The organism is Paenibacillus anseongensis (genome assembly GCF_009757995.1).
Lineage (GTDB): Bacteria > Bacillota > Bacilli > Paenibacillales > NBRC-103111 > Paenibacillus_E > Paenibacillus_E chondroitinus.
The window spans coordinates 1,381,836-1,397,165 of sequence record NZ_WSEM01000016.1; the positions used below are offsets into that span (position 1 = coordinate 1,381,836).

17 protein-coding genes are annotated in these 15,330 nt (G+C 48.5%); 2 read left to right on the plus strand and 15 right to left on the minus strand.

Going from position 1 to position 15,330, the window contains the following annotated elements; all coding sequences use genetic code 11:
• Positions 1-18 precede the first annotated feature (18 nt).
• The 12 genes from GON05_RS22655 to GON05_RS22710 form a co-directional block, all read right to left on the minus strand.
• Positions 19-819, minus strand: a complete 801-nt coding sequence (locus GON05_RS22655) for a sugar phosphate isomerase/epimerase family protein (protein WP_127450163.1) — start codon at positions 817-819, stop codon at positions 19-21.
• A gap of 19 nt (positions 820-838) precedes the next feature.
• A complete protein-coding gene (locus tag GON05_RS22660) occupies positions 839-1,828 on the minus strand; it encodes a Gfo/Idh/MocA family protein (RefSeq protein WP_127450165.1) in 990 nt (329 codons plus the stop codon).
• 21 nt (positions 1,829-1,849) lie between these two features.
• Positions 1,850-2,809, minus strand: a complete 960-nt coding sequence (locus tag GON05_RS22665) for an AraC family transcriptional regulator (RefSeq protein WP_157321998.1) — start codon at positions 2,807-2,809, stop codon at positions 1,850-1,852.
• Positions 2,810-2,880: 71 nt separating this feature from the next.
• Positions 2,881-3,639, minus strand: coding sequence for a DeoR/GlpR family DNA-binding transcription regulator (locus tag GON05_RS22670; RefSeq protein ID WP_157322331.1), 759 nt, complete (start codon positions 3,637-3,639; stop codon positions 2,881-2,883).
• Positions 3,640-3,689: 50 nt separating this feature from the next.
• Entirely contained in the window at positions 3,690-4,511 is an 822-nt protein-coding gene (locus GON05_RS22675) for a sugar phosphate isomerase/epimerase family protein (protein WP_157322000.1), read from the minus strand.
• Between the two features lie 27 nt (positions 4,512-4,538).
• Positions 4,539-4,994: a hypothetical protein gene (locus GON05_RS22680; RefSeq protein ID WP_157322002.1), complete on the minus strand. Its 456-nt coding sequence runs from the start codon at positions 4,992-4,994 to the stop codon at positions 4,539-4,541.
• Positions 4,978-5,376, minus strand: a complete 399-nt coding sequence (locus GON05_RS22685) for a hypothetical protein (protein ID WP_127450172.1) — start codon at positions 5,374-5,376, stop codon at positions 4,978-4,980. Before GON05_RS22685 ends, GON05_RS22680 begins: the two co-directional genes overlap by 17 nt.
• Positions 5,373-6,398, minus strand: coding sequence for an ABC transporter ATP-binding protein (locus GON05_RS22690; RefSeq protein ID WP_157322004.1), 1,026 nt, complete (start codon positions 6,396-6,398; stop codon positions 5,373-5,375). The genes GON05_RS22685 and GON05_RS22690 overlap by 4 nt, the downstream gene beginning before the upstream one ends.
• Entirely contained in the window at positions 6,395-7,429 is a 1,035-nt protein-coding gene (locus tag GON05_RS22695) for an ABC transporter ATP-binding protein (protein WP_127450177.1), read from the minus strand. Before GON05_RS22695 ends, GON05_RS22690 begins: the two co-directional genes overlap by 4 nt.
• 12 nt (positions 7,430-7,441) lie before the next feature.
• Positions 7,442-8,602 carry an ABC transporter permease gene (locus tag GON05_RS22700; protein WP_157322005.1) on the minus strand — a complete coding sequence of 387 codons (1,161 nt, stop codon included), beginning with the start codon at positions 8,600-8,602 and terminating at the stop codon, positions 7,442-7,444.
• Positions 8,599-9,597 carry an ABC transporter permease gene (locus tag GON05_RS22705; RefSeq protein WP_127450180.1) on the minus strand — a complete coding sequence of 333 codons (999 nt, stop codon included), beginning with the start codon at positions 9,595-9,597 and terminating at the stop codon, positions 8,599-8,601. The genes GON05_RS22700 and GON05_RS22705 overlap by 4 nt, the downstream gene beginning before the upstream one ends.
• Positions 9,598-9,697: 100 nt before the next feature.
• Positions 9,698-11,659: an ABC transporter substrate-binding protein gene (locus tag GON05_RS22710; protein WP_157322007.1), complete on the minus strand. Its 1,962-nt coding sequence runs from the start codon at positions 11,657-11,659 to the stop codon at positions 9,698-9,700.
• Between the two features lie 264 nt (positions 11,660-11,923).
• On the opposite strand from GON05_RS22710, the gene GON05_RS22715 reads away from it, so the two are divergent.
• Together GON05_RS22715 and GON05_RS39780 are read left to right on the plus strand one after the other, a co-directional pair.
• On the plus strand, positions 11,924-12,103 hold the full coding sequence (locus GON05_RS22715; protein ID WP_157322010.1) for a hypothetical protein: 180 nt from the start codon (positions 11,924-11,926) through the stop codon (positions 12,101-12,103).
• Between the two features lie 58 nt (positions 12,104-12,161).
• Positions 12,162-12,296 carry a hypothetical protein gene (locus tag GON05_RS39780; protein WP_258567529.1) on the plus strand — a complete coding sequence of 45 codons (135 nt, stop codon included), beginning with the start codon at positions 12,162-12,164 and terminating at the stop codon, positions 12,294-12,296.
• Between the two features lie 185 nt (positions 12,297-12,481).
• On the opposite strand, the gene GON05_RS22720 is transcribed toward GON05_RS39780, so the two are convergent.
• The 3 genes from GON05_RS22720 to GON05_RS22730 all read right to left on the minus strand — a co-directional run bounded on the left by GON05_RS22720 (position 12,482) and on the right by GON05_RS22730 (position 15,283).
• On the minus strand, positions 12,482-13,342 hold the full coding sequence (locus GON05_RS22720; RefSeq protein WP_157322011.1) for an AraC family transcriptional regulator: 861 nt from the start codon (positions 13,340-13,342) through the stop codon (positions 12,482-12,484).
• Between the two features lie 221 nt (positions 13,343-13,563).
• Positions 13,564-14,376, minus strand: a complete 813-nt coding sequence (locus GON05_RS22725; RefSeq protein ID WP_157322013.1) for an MBL fold metallo-hydrolase — start codon at positions 14,374-14,376, stop codon at positions 13,564-13,566.
• Between the two features lie 4 nt (positions 14,377-14,380).
• Complete coding sequence (locus tag GON05_RS22730; protein WP_157322015.1) at positions 14,381-15,283, minus strand: SMP-30/gluconolactonase/LRE family protein; 903 nt, start codon at positions 15,281-15,283, stop codon at positions 14,381-14,383.
• Between the last annotated feature and the right edge of the window lie 47 nt (positions 15,284-15,330).

Genomic DNA, 15,330 nt, shown 5'->3' on the forward strand with positions numbered 1-15,330 from the left:
TCTCCGTTTATAATCGAGTTATCTGGCTCCAAAAGAGCGCAGTACCGCATTCAAATAGCCATAGCTTTCAGCCGCTACAATAGAAACCTGTGCGAGGGAATGCCCATTGGCGCCAATAACTTCTAGACACACAGGACCTTCATAACCATTATCCGCAAGTACTTTGCAGTAGCCGATCAAATCAATATCTCCACGCCCGCATGCCTGCTTGTCGATCGTGCCTGGCCCCGCTTGTCTGCCGCTGCAGTCGCGAATATGAATATGCTTCACGCGCGAAATCACAGCTGGCAAAGCCGCTTCCGGATTCTCGCCAGCCCGATAAATATGACTAGGATCCATATCGATACCAAAAGATGGATTCTCAATAGCCTCGATCGCTCTTAATGAAGTAGGCGTATTATAAATCGAACCGCCGACATGCGCTTTCACACAAAGCGTAACCCCGTATTCACTAGCGAGCTTTGACATTCTGGTCAGCTTTTCAATCGTGAATTGCAAATCCTCTTCAACGTCCGATTTCCCCCCTGGTCCCACATTGACAACCGGGATCCCAAGTTCTGCCGCCGCTTCAAAAGCAAGCGGAAGCCTCGTCTCATTCAGCTCAGCCACTTCCATCGACAGAAGCTTCAGCCCAACCTCCTCAGCGATTCTACGAATCTCCGGCGCCTGCTCCCGCCAGTTGTCAAGCTCGAGGTGCTCGCACATGCCTTTGATTGCCGAGAGCTCCACACCGTCATAGCCGCAAAGCTTAATATGCTGCGCCGCCGTAGCGAAATCGAAATCTTTGAACAACACTGAATTTATCCCTAATTGCATCATGGTTTACTGCCTCCCCAAGTTAAAGTTCAACAATGCTTGATGTTTCAAATGAACGAATAGCAGCTTCAATAATCGTCTGCGCCTTCAGCGCCTCTTGGCCCGAGCCATTGATTTGATCGTAAGGCACTTTCGCATCCAGCTGCTCAATCCAGTCGCTGATGCGGCTTTTAAACGTTTCGTTGAAATGGCGCATGCCGCCCAAATAGCTGTAGCTTTCCGTTGCAATGCTATGACGGGGATAGAAGGTTAAGTGCTCACAAGCGTCGTCCAGCACGAATCGGCCTTTGGAGCCGACAACCTCACAGCGCTCCAAACCGTAGCTGGCTCCAGCATCATAGCTGCCAACGAGGTTGCCGATAGCGCCATTTTCAAACTCAAGCATCACCTGCGTATTGGACCAAATTTTCCTGTTTTCGCCTTTCATCATGAAGGCCGCTACCCGTTTCACATCCCCGCAGAAGTAACGAATCACATCGAAGGAGTGCGGATGAAGCGCGCGCAAATGGAACCAAGGCGAAGTTTCGACCGGGTTGTTGATCCACATTTTCATATTAATCATATGTAATTGGCCAAGACGGCCTTCCTCTACCCATTCTTTGGCACGAAGCGCTGCAGGTGTAAAACGATGATTCAAGTTGACGGCATAAGGAATCTGCTTCTCTTTGGCAAGCGCCACCATCCGCTCCCCTTCGTCAATCCGATTGGAAATCGGCTTTTCCCCGAGAACAGGAATACCCGCCTCGAGCAGCTCCATCGTAGGCTGATAATGCTCGCCGCCATTTTCTTCCCCTTTGGTCGCCATCGAGCAAGCATCCAAATGAATGCCGCTAGCCAGCATTTCCTGCACGCTATAGAAAGCTCTGCAACCGAATTTGGCCGCAGCCGCATCTGCTTTCTCTTTATTGATGTCACATACAGCAACAAGCTCTGTTTTCGCATGTTCATGGTACACACCCGCATGGATTGAGCCGATATTGCCAACTCCTACAACCGCAACCTTTAACGTCATCGCCTATTCCTCCCGTTTCTTCTACTGAATTTCCTGCGCGTTCTCCAACACTTCCCCATGCAAATCACGATACTGCCCTGGCGAGCATCCGACCCTCCGTCTAAACAATTGTGTGAAAAAGGCCGGGTCTTCATAGCCAACACGCTGGGCGACATGAATCACTTTGTCATCGCCTTCTATTAAATACTGCTTCGCCCGTTCAATTCGAATGTCATGAATACGCTCCGTTACGGTTTGATTCGTTTCCTGCTTAAACACCCTGTTTAGCTGCCTGCTGCTCACATTAAACAACTCGCACAAATCGGGGATGGTCATTTTTTTATCAAAATGACGCTCCAGGAACCCGGTGATCCGGCGCACAAGTATCGTATGATTCGCGGATCTTGAGCTCTTTTTCTCCTTGCTTGCGGAATCCGCATAGCAGCGAGATAACAGGATGAGCAGCTGGAGCATTTGCAGTTTAATGAGCGTTAGATAGCCCGGCCGGTGATGCTCCCATTCTGAAATCATCGTTTCAAGCAATATAAGAACATGGTTTGATGCTTGCCCCATCAAATTCAACCTATGATGAAAGCGTTCTCTTGGATTTAAGAAAGGATGCACATAATAGTAATCCATGGACTGTGACACGCCCAATTCCTTCAGCAGAGACTCATGAATTAATTCTGGCGTGAAGAGACAATTAATGATCTCGATGCTTTCTCCCGGCTTCGTACGATATGTATGAACTTCCCCCGGGTTAATAATAAAAACATCGCCCGTTTGGATCTGGTAAGACTCTCCTTCAAATACATGATCCGCTTGACCGCTAACCACATAAACAAGTTCAATAAAATCATGTGAATGAACCAACGGCGTATTATCTTGATGATGGAAGCAGCGGTTAATGTAGAACGGAATTTGCTTGTCTTTCATGAATTGACTTTGTCGCAGGAGATTAACCATATGTACAATTCCTTTCTTTGCTTCTGTCTTCATCATAAGGCATCCAACTCACGCTTTCATTGCGGTTTCAGCCATCTTACAAGGGGATTGCGCCATTTCGATTTGTCTTAGACTTGAATGACATTAATAAACTTCCGCTGGAGCAGCTGAACGTGATCAAGAGGCGTTTGTTCATCCGTAATGAGATGATGAATCTGGTTCCAGACCCCGATCATCGTAAAAGCCTGCATATCAAATTTGCTATAATCCGCAAGGACAAACACTTGTTCGGCCATGCCGATCATTTTCCGTTTCACCCTGGCTTGCATTTCATTCGACTCGCTGATGCCCCGCTCCATATGTACGCCTTTGCAAGAAACGAACGCTTTATTTACATGATACTCTTCCAAGGCCTGCTCCGTCAGCGGTCCAACGAAAGAAAGTGAATTTGGCACAAGGATGCCTCCTGTGCTGATGACGCTGATATTCTTTTTCTCGCTTAGAACCAGAGCCACCTTCAAGGAGTTGGTGATGACGGTGAGTGGAATGTCGGGCAGCAGCTCTGCCAAATGCCATGTCGTGGAGCTCGCATCGAGGACAATGCGATCATGCGGTTCCACAAATTTGGCAGCTTGAGCCGAAATACGCTGCTTTTCCGTCACATGCACCGTTTCCCGCAGCTCATACGACGTTTCGGACGTTTGCGGCTGCAGACGAATCGCCCCGCCGTAGCTACGCAGCAGCCGGCCTTCGTTCTCCAAACGGTCCAAGTCCCGGCGGATCGTTTCTTCCGTAACCCGGCATATCTGGCTAAGTTCAGTGACGCGCATGCTTCCCCGCTCGTTAACCAGCCGTAGAATGTGCTGAACCCTCTCCGCGACTAGCATCATCAAACACCTCCCTGAGCTTCAGATTTCCGATTCGTTGTAGAGGACTATTAGCGGGCTTGGTCAAACGCGATCACCCGATCACGAATTTCACAGAAATTATGGATATTGACATATTCCAAAATAAAAGGAACACCTTCCGCTTGCTCATGATACAAATTGAGCAGCTTTCTCCAGTCAATATCCCCGTCTCCAACACAGCGCCCGTAGGTATCATTGACTTTGCGGTCTTTCCCGTGAAAGTAAGCCAGATGCGGCGCTAAATACTGGAACATTTCCTCTTCTGAGCTGTTCGCGATTAAATTCGCCGGATCCAGGAGCACTTGAATGTGCGGCGATCCGACCTGCGCCAGGAAATCCGCTGTGCGTTTAGCGCTGGGTACAACATCCAAGACGCAGGGTTCAAGGGCAAGCTTAATGCCGTAGTGTCCTGCACGTTCGCCAAGCCAGCTTATTTGTTGTTTGAGACGTTCAAAGTCCTTCTCGTACGAATCCGCTTGAATGCCTCGTTTTCCCGGAATGAACCCGCACTCCGTTGCAACAATCGGCACGCCGGTTCCGGCAGCAATTTGCATATGCCGTTCAAAATATTGCAAATTCGCTTCCATTTCCTGCTCATCGGTTTCCAACAAATTCGTAAATACGCCAATCGAGGCAACTTCAATGCCATGTTTGCGATAGGTCTCTACGATTTCTTGACTTCTTTTATCCGTTAGATCACTAAGATCACTTCGCCCGTTGTAACGCCAATAGTTAGAATCCGTTTGGGAGAAGCAAAGCTCTGTCCATCTGAACCCGCGCTCAGCCAGCAGCGCCGCCACTTCTTCATTTGATAATTGCGGAAAACTGCGCGAAACCACACCTACATCCATAAGAGATTACCCACCTTTATCTACAAATTATTGTAAGACTCTCTTGCGAGCCGCACGTCTGGCAAACCAGCCCAGTATGACAGTCAAAACGCCTTCAATAATTAAAAAAAGCAACATGTACGTTTCAAACGGTACACTCAGCAAGACATGCGACAGGAAATTACATACAAATAAAATCCCCAGCTGTATGGCCAGCAGCATCGCTGAAGCTTGCAGCACCTGCTTGGCTTCCGCCTTCTTTTTCAAATAATATTGGCAGTAGAATACATAAGCGAGCCAAACGACACCCATGAACAGAAATGAGAGATTATCAATGCCCTGCCACGAGGAACGTTTAACGCCAAAAAAGGTCAGCAAAACCAGCAGTAAGCTCCTTAATTCGAACCAATTTATAATGCCTAGCGCCGCAGTAATGACGGTAATCCCCACCGATTTATACCCCGCCGACGGGTCACGCTGTTTTAATTCAAGAAAAGGATCCATAGGAGTTAGCGTCCCTCCATTCCCGCTCCACTCTTTGCAGGATACGCAGCGTAGCTTTTCGCGCTTCTTCACTTTCTACCAATGTCGATTTTTTTACAAAGGCAATCAGTTTACCGATTTTATTTAAATAGGACTTCCGTGCCAATCGTTCAATACGGTCCACTTGTTTGGTATTGCCCTGCTTTTGATGTTGAATCATGCGCTCGTTAAACTTGACCGACCATGCTTCTGGGATTGTGCCCGTCGCTGTCAACGTCTCCAAGTCGCGCAGCTTGCCTCCGACCATTTTCTCCAATAGCACCCTCATATACCATAACGAGCCCACCATAATGAGACTGAGGCAGACGAAGAAAACAAGCAGCGTAAGCAGAATATACGTCATATCGACGTGGCCCCCCTAAGGTCAAGCTCTCCGGCAAAATGACAGGCTGCGTAATGCCCATCGCCAACCTGCTTCATTTCTGGAGCCTGCTTTTTGCAAATGTCTTGGGCGTAGGCACATCTCGGATGGAAATAGCAGCCGGAAGGCGGATTCGCCGGGTTGGCGACTTCCCCTTGCAAAATAATGCGGTTCGACTTCTTCCGAGGGTCAGGAACCGGCTTCGCAGAGAGCAGCGCTTCGGTGTAAGGGTGTTTGGGTGCTGCAAACAAATCCTTCGTTGCCGCTGTCTCTACCATTTTGCCAACATACATAACGCCGACTCGGTTAGATATATGCTGGATAACCCCGAGATCATGAGAGATAAACAGATAGGACAAGTTCAGTTTTTCCTGCAAATCCTGCAGCAGGTTAATAATTTGCGCCTGTACGGACACGTCTAGAGCCGACACGGCTTCATCGCAAACGATGAACTTGGGATTCGTCGCCAAAGCTCGCGCAATACCAATCCGTTGGCGTTGCCCCCCGCTGAATGCATGCGGATACCGCTCCAGATGGCGGCTGTTCAGGCCTACCATCTCCATGAGCTCAGCTACGCGCTCTTTGAGCTCGGCGCCGTGCGCCATGCCGTTGCAGACAAGCGGCTCGGCAATAATATTGAGCACCGTCATCCGAGGATTGAGCGAGGAGTACGGGTCTTGGAAGATGAGCTGCATGTCACGCCGAATCGATCGCAGTTCCTTGGCGTCGAGCTGCAGCACTTCCTGCATCTGGCCTTGGCGGTCGCGAAAGCGCACTGAGCCCGAGGTCGGTTCGATAGCGCGCAGAATACAACGTCCAAGTGTTGTTTTGCCGCAGCCGGATTCGCCGACAAGACCGAACGTTTCTCCGGGACGGATATGAAACTGGACATCGTCGACCGCCTTGACATACCCGACATTTTTTTGCAAGAATCCCTTTTTAATCGGGAAATATTTCCGCATATAGCTCACATCAAGAATGAGTTCGTCCGTTTGTACCGTCATGAGACCACCTCGGCTTCTTTAAGCTCCGTTTCAACCAATAAGCAGCGAACTTTATGATCTTTTTTCACCTCGACAAGCGGCACGTCCGCTACGTTGCACACGCCGTCAATGGCCATTTTGCAGCGCGTATAAAAGCCGCAGCCCTTCGGCAAATTCATCGGGAACGGCACGGTCCCCTCAATGGATTCCAGCCTCTTGTTCTCCCTGCCGATCGCAGGTATTGAATTCAACAGCGCCTTCGTATACGGATGTTTCGGATTATGAAATAAGGAATCAACATCAGTGTATTCGACGACTTTGCCCAGATACATGACCGCTACTTCGTCCGACATTTCGGCAATAACGCCAAGGTCATGCGTGATGAAAATGACGGAAGTATCATGATTCGCTTTCAGTTCATTAATCAGCTGCAGCACTTGCGCTTGGACCGTAACATCCAAGGCCGTGGTCGGCTCATCTGCGATGAGAATCGAGGGGTTGCAGGACAGTGCCATGGCAATCATGGCCCGTTGCCTCATCCCGCCCGACAGCTGATGCGGGTATTCGGCAAGCCGCTGCTCGGGATTGGACATGCCGACCTTGCGCAGGATGTCCACCGCCAAGCGGTAAGCTTCTTTTTTATCCTGTGTCACATGCAATAAGATTGCTTCCATAATTTGATTGCCTACGGTATGAATCGGAGAAAATGCCTTCATGGGCTCCTGGAAAATCATCGCGATTTCATCGCCCCGGATATCCCGAATTTCCTTCCCTCTCGGATCCAGCTTCACCAGATCCACCGATTCCTTGCTACCGGCACCGTTTCGCTGCAGCTTAATCTCGCCTTCCACTTGGCCCGGCTTGGGCACAATGCGCAAGAGTGCTTGCGAGGTGACGCTTTTGCCGCAGCCGCTTTCGCCGACGATGCCCAGCGTCATGCCCCGTTTGATTTGCAGATCAACGCCGTCCACCGCTTTCAATACGCCTTCATCCAGATGGAAGTGAACTTTCACGTCCTTCATTTCCAATATGACGTTATCCCTATTTGACATTCACTTCACCTCCTATTTGTATGGATCTGCCGCATCGCGCAATCCGTCCCCAAGGAAATTAAACATTAAGACCGTCAAGATAATGAATGCCGCCGGCCACAGCAGCCAAGGGTGATGGGCCAGTGTTTCCAGATTTTGCGCATCCTGCAGCAGCACTCCCCAGCTGACAACCGGCGCCTGAAGCCCGATCCCAAGGAAGCTTAATGCCGTCTCTCCCAGAATCGTGCCGGGAATCGAAAGCGTCACGTTTACGATGATGTAGCTTGCGAAAGATGGCAGCAAATGCTTGCGAATGATACGGAAATCACTTGCCCCCGCAAGTCTTGCTGCCATCGTGAAATCCTCTTCACGAAGAGACAATATTTTCCCCCGCACAACGCGAGCAAGCCCCGTCCAGCCAATGATGGAGAAGATGAGAATCAGCCCGAAGTACGTTTGCAGCGCCGTCCAATCTCTGGGCAACGCAGCTGTAAGCGCCATCCAAAGCGGAATCGTTGGAATACAGATGAGCAAATCAATGGTTCGTTGAATAATGGTGTCCGAAACACCGCCCAGATAACCTGATATTCCGCCTAGTACTAATCCTAAAATAAGGGTTACAACGATGCCCAGCAGTCCGAAGGAGAGCGAAATTCTGGCTCCGTAAATGATTCTGGACAACAGGTCATGCCCCAGCTTATCCGTCCCCATCAAAATGAGCGCATCCTTTGGATTTTTCAAACCAAACAAGTGGCGTTCCATGGGAATGAGCCCCCACAGCTTATACGGCTCGCCTTTAGTGAAAAAATAAATCTCATACTTCTTCGCCGGATCTTCAGAGAACGTGCGTTTAAACGTTTGTGGATCGACTTTCTCGCTCATCCCGTAAACAAAAGGTCGAAGCTGAAATCCGTTATTCGGATCGACAAAATGAATTTTTTGCGGTGCTGCGTTCTTATAATCGGAGTACCTCGCATCCTGCAGCGTGGGCGCCAGAAATTCACAGAAAACCGCCACCAGATAAAATAAAATCAATACAACCGCAGAAAATACAGCCATTTTATGCTTGATGAATTTCCACCACATCAGCTGCCACTGGGAAGCGACTTCGTATTGATTATCGGCACCGACTCGGTTTCGGCTATTCACCTTGGTCCTCCGAAATCGATTCGCAATCGTCGTTATCGCACTCATTCCGCAACACCCCCGAAGCGTATTCTCGGGTCAACGAACGCTAGCAAAATATCGGATAACAGCGTCCCGATAACCGTCATCACGCTTAGAATCAACAGGAAGCTTCCCGTTAAGTACACGTCCTGGAACATCAAAGCTTTGAGCAGCATCGGCCCCGTTGTCTGCAAATTGAGCACAATCGAAACGATAGCTTCCCCTGAAATAAGCGCCGGAAGTGTCCAACCGATGGTCGAAATCAGCGGATTAATGGCTAATCGAACCGGATATTTGAACAGCAGCTTACCCTCAGGAACGCCTTTGGCTCTAGCGGTAATGACGTACTGCTTCGACAACTCATCCAGCAGCATCCCACGTGTAATCCGAATCAGCGATGCAGTCCCCGACATACCGATAACCACAACAGGAATAATGAGCCTTGGCAGCATATTCAAGATTTTGTCCATCGTCCAAGGTGCATCTACATATTGTGCTGAAAACAAGCCTGTGATCGAAACGCCTGTTTGCGCGAAAATGACATACACGATAATCAAAGCAATGAGAAATCCGGGCATGGCCAGACCAATAAAGCCTATAAACGTAAACACATAGTCAAGTGCCGAATATTGATGAGTCGCTGAATAAATGCCGATTGGAATCGCGATCAGCCACACAAAAACTAAGCAAATGAGCGATATGATAACTGTCAACGCCAGTCTTGGACCAATAACTTCTGTCACAGGTTGATTCCATTGAAAGGAACGACCTAGGTCACCGTGAAGAATAATATTTTTGATCCAAATGATGTATTGAACGATTAATGATTTATCCAACCCGTAAAGCTGTTGAAGATTTATGACCGTACTTTCTGAAACCGCAGATCCGGATTGCTTTAATGTGGCAATATATTGTGTTAGGAAATCCCCAGGTGGAAGCTGAATGATCACAAAAACAATAATACTGATGGCAATCAACAGCGGGATTAGCTGTAAAAGCCGATAGGAGATATAATTCAGCATGTAATTCCTCCTTCCAAAAATGTACCCTGTCTCTGAACGAACCGTGGAGCCCGGATCAAACGACCTGCCGCCGTCCGGGCTCCAACTGGTTCCTGTTCAATTATTTGCTATAAAAGAACTGCTCGCCGCTGAAGTTCGCGCCAATCGCAAAGCTGGTGTCATTCGGAATGTTGTGCAGCTTCGCATTGACGATTAGAGGCTGCTTCACTTCCGAAATCGGAATGAAATAGTAGACCTTGTCTTTCATGACTTGTTTAATTTCAGCTACTTTTTTCTTCGCATCCTCTGGGTTCGCAGCTGCAGCGTCATTAATCATTTTGTATAGATTCTTGATGTCTGCAGGAGGTTCTTGACCGTTCTTACCGCCTGAAGTACGCCAGAGATCCCATTGCGCTCCCCAAAGCTGCGTGCCCCAATCACCCATGTACCAGAGCGGTGTATGCGTCCAGATCATGGTCGCTTGCAGCTCATTGTTCGTATTCCGCGTCGTCCAAAGCGTTTGGTCGATTGTTTTCATGGTGACGTTCAGACCAAGCTGCTTCCACATCTCCACGATTAATTGGGTTAGTGGTACGATATCCGGCGCTTGTGCTCCGACTTCGAACGGAATCGTGAACACCTTACCATCCGGTCCAAGACGTTTGCCGTCAGCCCCTTTGGTGAGGCCCATTTCATCCAGCAATTTGTTCGCAGCAGCCAGATCAAACGTCGGATCTTCAATGCTGCCCGGCTTCGCAAAGCCATAGTAGATCGTGTCAATGATCTCTTTGCGGTTCAGTGCCAAGCTGAGCGCCTTGCGGAAGCGCACATCCTGAACAACTTTTTGCCAGTTCGGGTCGTTGAACGTTTCGTTCAAGAAAATATCCGTTGGCGTCACGTGCATGTTGGCCAGCAATGCTTTGTAGCCGTTTTTCTCATTTTCACGATAAAGCGGCATTTTGATCAGAGCTGCTGATTCCCTGGAGAAGTCAACTTCACCAGCAATCGTTTTCAAACCAACCATCTCAATGTCCTGTACGAGCGTACTCTGAATGCTGTCGATATAAGGCAATTGATTGCCTGCAGTATCAACTTTGAAATAGTACGGGTTGCGCTCATACGTCGTTACAGATTCCGTCGATTTGGTCATCATCCATGGGTAAAGCACGGGGAAACCAACAGCTTTCTTATTCGCAAGTTCCCAGTTCGTAATATCTTTATCGTTAAAAAGATTGAACCATTCGCCAGGTTGGAAGCCTGCTTGTTTAATCAGCGGTTCCAGTTTATCCAGTGGCGTGTATTTTTTGTGGAACTGTTTGAGATAGTGCGCAGGACGGATGAGCTCTGTATATCCGCGCCAGCCCTGAATAGCGAAGCGGATCAAGATACCGCCGTACGGACGGTCGAACGTCAGCTTGAAGTTCAAATCGTCGATCACTTCCAGCTTCATCGGAGCGGCATCGGCTTCACCGCCGCCACGCAGCCATACAGGGAAGATTGGCGTCAGCTCCGTATTGTTCAAAATATCCTCAACCGTAAATCTGACGTCTTCCGTTGTAACCGGCTGACCGTCAGACCATTTCAGCCCTTTGCGCATGGAGAATGTGAATGTTTTTTGATCATCGCTGACTTTGTAATCTTTGAGCACGTTACCAGTGATTTGATCACCGAGAATACCCGGCGTGTTCAGCAGCGGTTCGTTGTTCATAACGAAAACGTCAGCATCCCAGTCCGGAGCGGATGTAACCGTTCTCAAAACACCGCCATACGTACCGATTTCGTATTTCATTTGGCTCTCCGGTAATTCATTCGTGAATTTATAATCGCTCGGCAAGCGATCTTTCACGGGTGGCAGTCCTTTTGACGCCAAAACCGGCGAATCCTTGAACGTTGTCAATTGCGCAGGTTGTGCGCCTCCACCGTCAGGTGCTTTTGTTGGATCCGGCGCTTTTGTTGCTTGTACAGCAGCTGTCGTTGGCGCTGGAGTCGTCGAAGCTGGACTGTCTTGACACCCCCCAAGTACAAGCGTCAACATGAGTGCTGAAACCAGGAGTAAAATAATCGACTTCCTCCTTGACTTCATTTGCAACCCTCCGATTTCCTAAAATGTTTTTGAGTTTGTGGACTCATCCTCATTGTTATGGAGATTGCCCCTAATAATCAACCTTATTTTCTGAAAATTCACTATCTTCACTAAACACACTACTCATCGTTAAGATTCGACAAGATTAGACCGATTCGGCTCTTTATGCATAAAATGTAACCGCTACCAACACCTTCTCGACATCATTTACGGCTATGAAAATGAAATAATGGGGCCTCATCAAGAAGCCGGCCTGAGACACACATGCTGGACTCAAAGGTTCAGTCAGGCAAACGCAAAGAAAGTCCCACAAAGTCACAACAGGACTTGGGATTTGACGACAGGCTGGCCGTGAAGCTACGAGGTTCAAGCCTGTGGCCGAATGCATGGACAGTGCGCGATGCCAACGGAGCTTTTGAACGGGTTCGTTGGTTCGTTGGATGAAATCCAATGAACCTAATGATTTGCCGGCTCGATTGCCAATTCTATTGGATGAAATCCAATGACATTGGATAATCGTGCAGCTATAGCGCTGGATATTGCGGTTCTATTGGATTTGGTCCAATGTAATGAGCAATTTAGAGGCGCTAAAGGGGTTTTCATTGGATTTCGTCCAATGAGGCTGCACAGCTTCTAACGTTTTAAACGCGCTAACTCTCGCCGGGGTGCTCGTACCTGCGTGCTTAGCCTCTAACCCCAAACACAAAAAGCCCGCCCCCAAAAGCGGAGCAGGCCTACCATCCATATTAAGCGTTTACAAATCTAATTGCTTGTAAATGCTTTTGCACACTTATCCCTCAAAGCCGCTCTTCAAGCATACTTTCACATCTGTTTCCTAAGCTGCTGAGGCGTCATCCCTATGGTCTGCTTAAACAGACGGAAAAACTGCGTTTTATCCTCATAACCGACGCTTCGTCCGATGGATTCGACAGAATCCTTCGTTTCCAGCAGCATTCGCTTCGCTTCGCGCAGCCTGACATCGTGAACGTATTCCGTGAAGGTGAACCCCAGGCAATCTTTGAACATTTTGCTCAAATAATAGGGGGAATAAAAGCTCTCGCGCGCCAAATCATTCAGCGTAATATGCCCCGCATAATGCTCCTCGATATAGGACAGCAGCTGAGGAAGCATGTGATAAGCCGTGCGCAATTCGGAGTTATGTAGATTTTCTTGCATCGATCTGAGCATACGCGTTAATAACAGTGTCGCATAGCCGTGAAGCATAGCTAAATAACCGCTCTTTTTGCCGCAATATTCCGCATACATCGTTTCGAGCAGCTGCTCGACCTCAATCATGTTTTTCCCTCTGAACGTGACGTGAGGCGAAGGATTCGCAAGTGAAGACTTGAACTCCTGAAACAACTTGAGCGGAAGAAAATCGGAAGCGCTTTCGGTAGCCTGCAATCGATTGCTTAGAAACTCAGGATCCAGCAAAATGTTCATATACTGCATGTTCTTTTGAATTTCAAACGCATGCCGATCCCCAACATTCATGAACAAAAAATCCCCGCGCTGCACGGCAAATGACTTGCCATTCACTTGATGGTAACCGGCTCCCTGACAGATATAAACCAGCTCGATGAAATTATGCGTATGCTCCGGCTCATTTGCCTGTTGATGAAGCTTGTAAAGCGCGATTTTCTCAGCCTGCTGGATATAGTCAACGGATTGGTACATTTTCATCTGAACAACACTCCATTCATAATGGTCATGTTAGCAGCTGTTTAGGTGCGTACCAGCCTCTTCAGCATATCACATCACATGGGACACCTGAAGATGAAGATGTGCTTAATTGCAATAGCCTAATGGCCTATTTTCAACGCACGGAATTGTCGAATGATCCGAAACCAAGGCCCCTTCGCGCTGAACTCGGACACTAAGAGGCCTTAATTACTGATCGAAATCTATCTAACTTTATTATACAAAAGCGTCTCACCCGGTTGAAAAATATGAAATTTTTGCCCCAGATGCTTCTGATACAGCCGGTCAACGAACGGCGCAATGCCTTCACTGTTATTAGGATACATATCAAAGTGAACCGGCACCACAATGTCAAAACGAAGATGCGCCGCCAGATCCGCAGCTTCCAAAGCATTCATATTGCCCACGACGCCAACTCTGTTGCGGAAAATATCCCGGCCATTAATCGGCAGGAAGCCTACATCAATGGTGTAACCCGACAGTGTTTTCACCAATTCATCCGTCAAAAGCGTATCTCCTGCATGGTAGAGACATAAGTTGTCCCATTCGAGCATGTAGCCCAAATAATGGTCCCAGCCCGCTTCATCCTGCACACGCTCTTCATGCCACGCCGGTATCGGCTGAATGTTCAGCCCTTCAGCGAACGGCCAAGCCTCTTGAACTCCAAGCGCCTGAAGTCGATTAGGCGCAATTCCCATTGCCTCCAATGCCGGCAAGCAAACCTTGGGAGCACCGAAGCGGCAATCCGGAGATGCCTCCGCAATAACCCGCAGCGTCGCCGGATCCATATGATCCATATGTTCGTGCGTACAAAGGACCAGATCCAGATCCGTCAATGTTTCGGGCTTCACCGGTGGTGCATATCTTCTCACCCAGAACCCATCGGGAGATCCTCCGAGTTGATCGACAGAATCCGTCAAATACGGGTCAATGGCGATGGCAATGTCGTTTTTCCGCAAAATAACGCCAACCTGTCCAATATACTGAATAGTTAGCTGATTAGATTCTACTGACATAAAACTACTCCTTTTGTTGGATATATGATGTTCCAAATGCATGCGTCTTTGTTCCTTTAACACCAGGTTTGACTGTAAAAATGCCGCCAGCGTGAGGCTGATCTCCTGCGTTATCGTCCTCCAGCCCTTTTCGCGCACTCGTTATGTATAAAGTGTCCAGCTCATCTCCGCCAAAAATACACGAGGTCACTTTCGCTGCTGGGACCGCGATGCTCTCCAGTTTCATGCCTGTGCGGGGATTCCAGCGCGACACCTGCCAGCCATCCCAGTGAGCAATCCAAAGCATCCCTTCTGCATCAATCGTCATACCGTCTGGAAATCCTTGCTCGTCAGCGAAATCGATTAATGTTCTTGGACGGCTAATTTCTCCTTTTTCCGCGTCAAAATCAAAAGCTAACACATGTTTTCTCATCGAATCAATATAATACATCTCTTTTTCGTCTTGACTCCAGGCGATCCCGTTCGATACACCGACGTCTTCGTGAACTTTGCGGCAGCTGCCATCTGGTTCAAGTACATAGAGGGAGCCTGTCGCCCCTTTTTCAATGATTTCCATCGTTCCCGCCCAGAACCGGCCATGGCTATCACATTTTCCATCGTTAAACCGATTGGAAGGCAAGTGATCTTCTGGATCAACGAGAGGTGTTAAAGTACGCTGCTTCATGTGATAGGATTGGAAACCGGATTGTGTCGCCAAAACGACCTCATCTTTCCCGGCGCAAACAACTGCACCTACAAATTCGCCAATAGGAAAGGACTCATTTTGACCGGTCTCCGGATCGAACCTGCAAAACTTCTCTCCTATGATATCAACCCAATAAAGCGCTTTCTCTTCCTCATTCCAGCTCGGGCCTTCACCTAGAGTGGCTTTAGCGTCCAGAACCAGCTGTACGTTCTTCGAATCCATTAGACATCAACTCCTCTTCCGTTATTGTAAACCGTCCTCGTACGAAT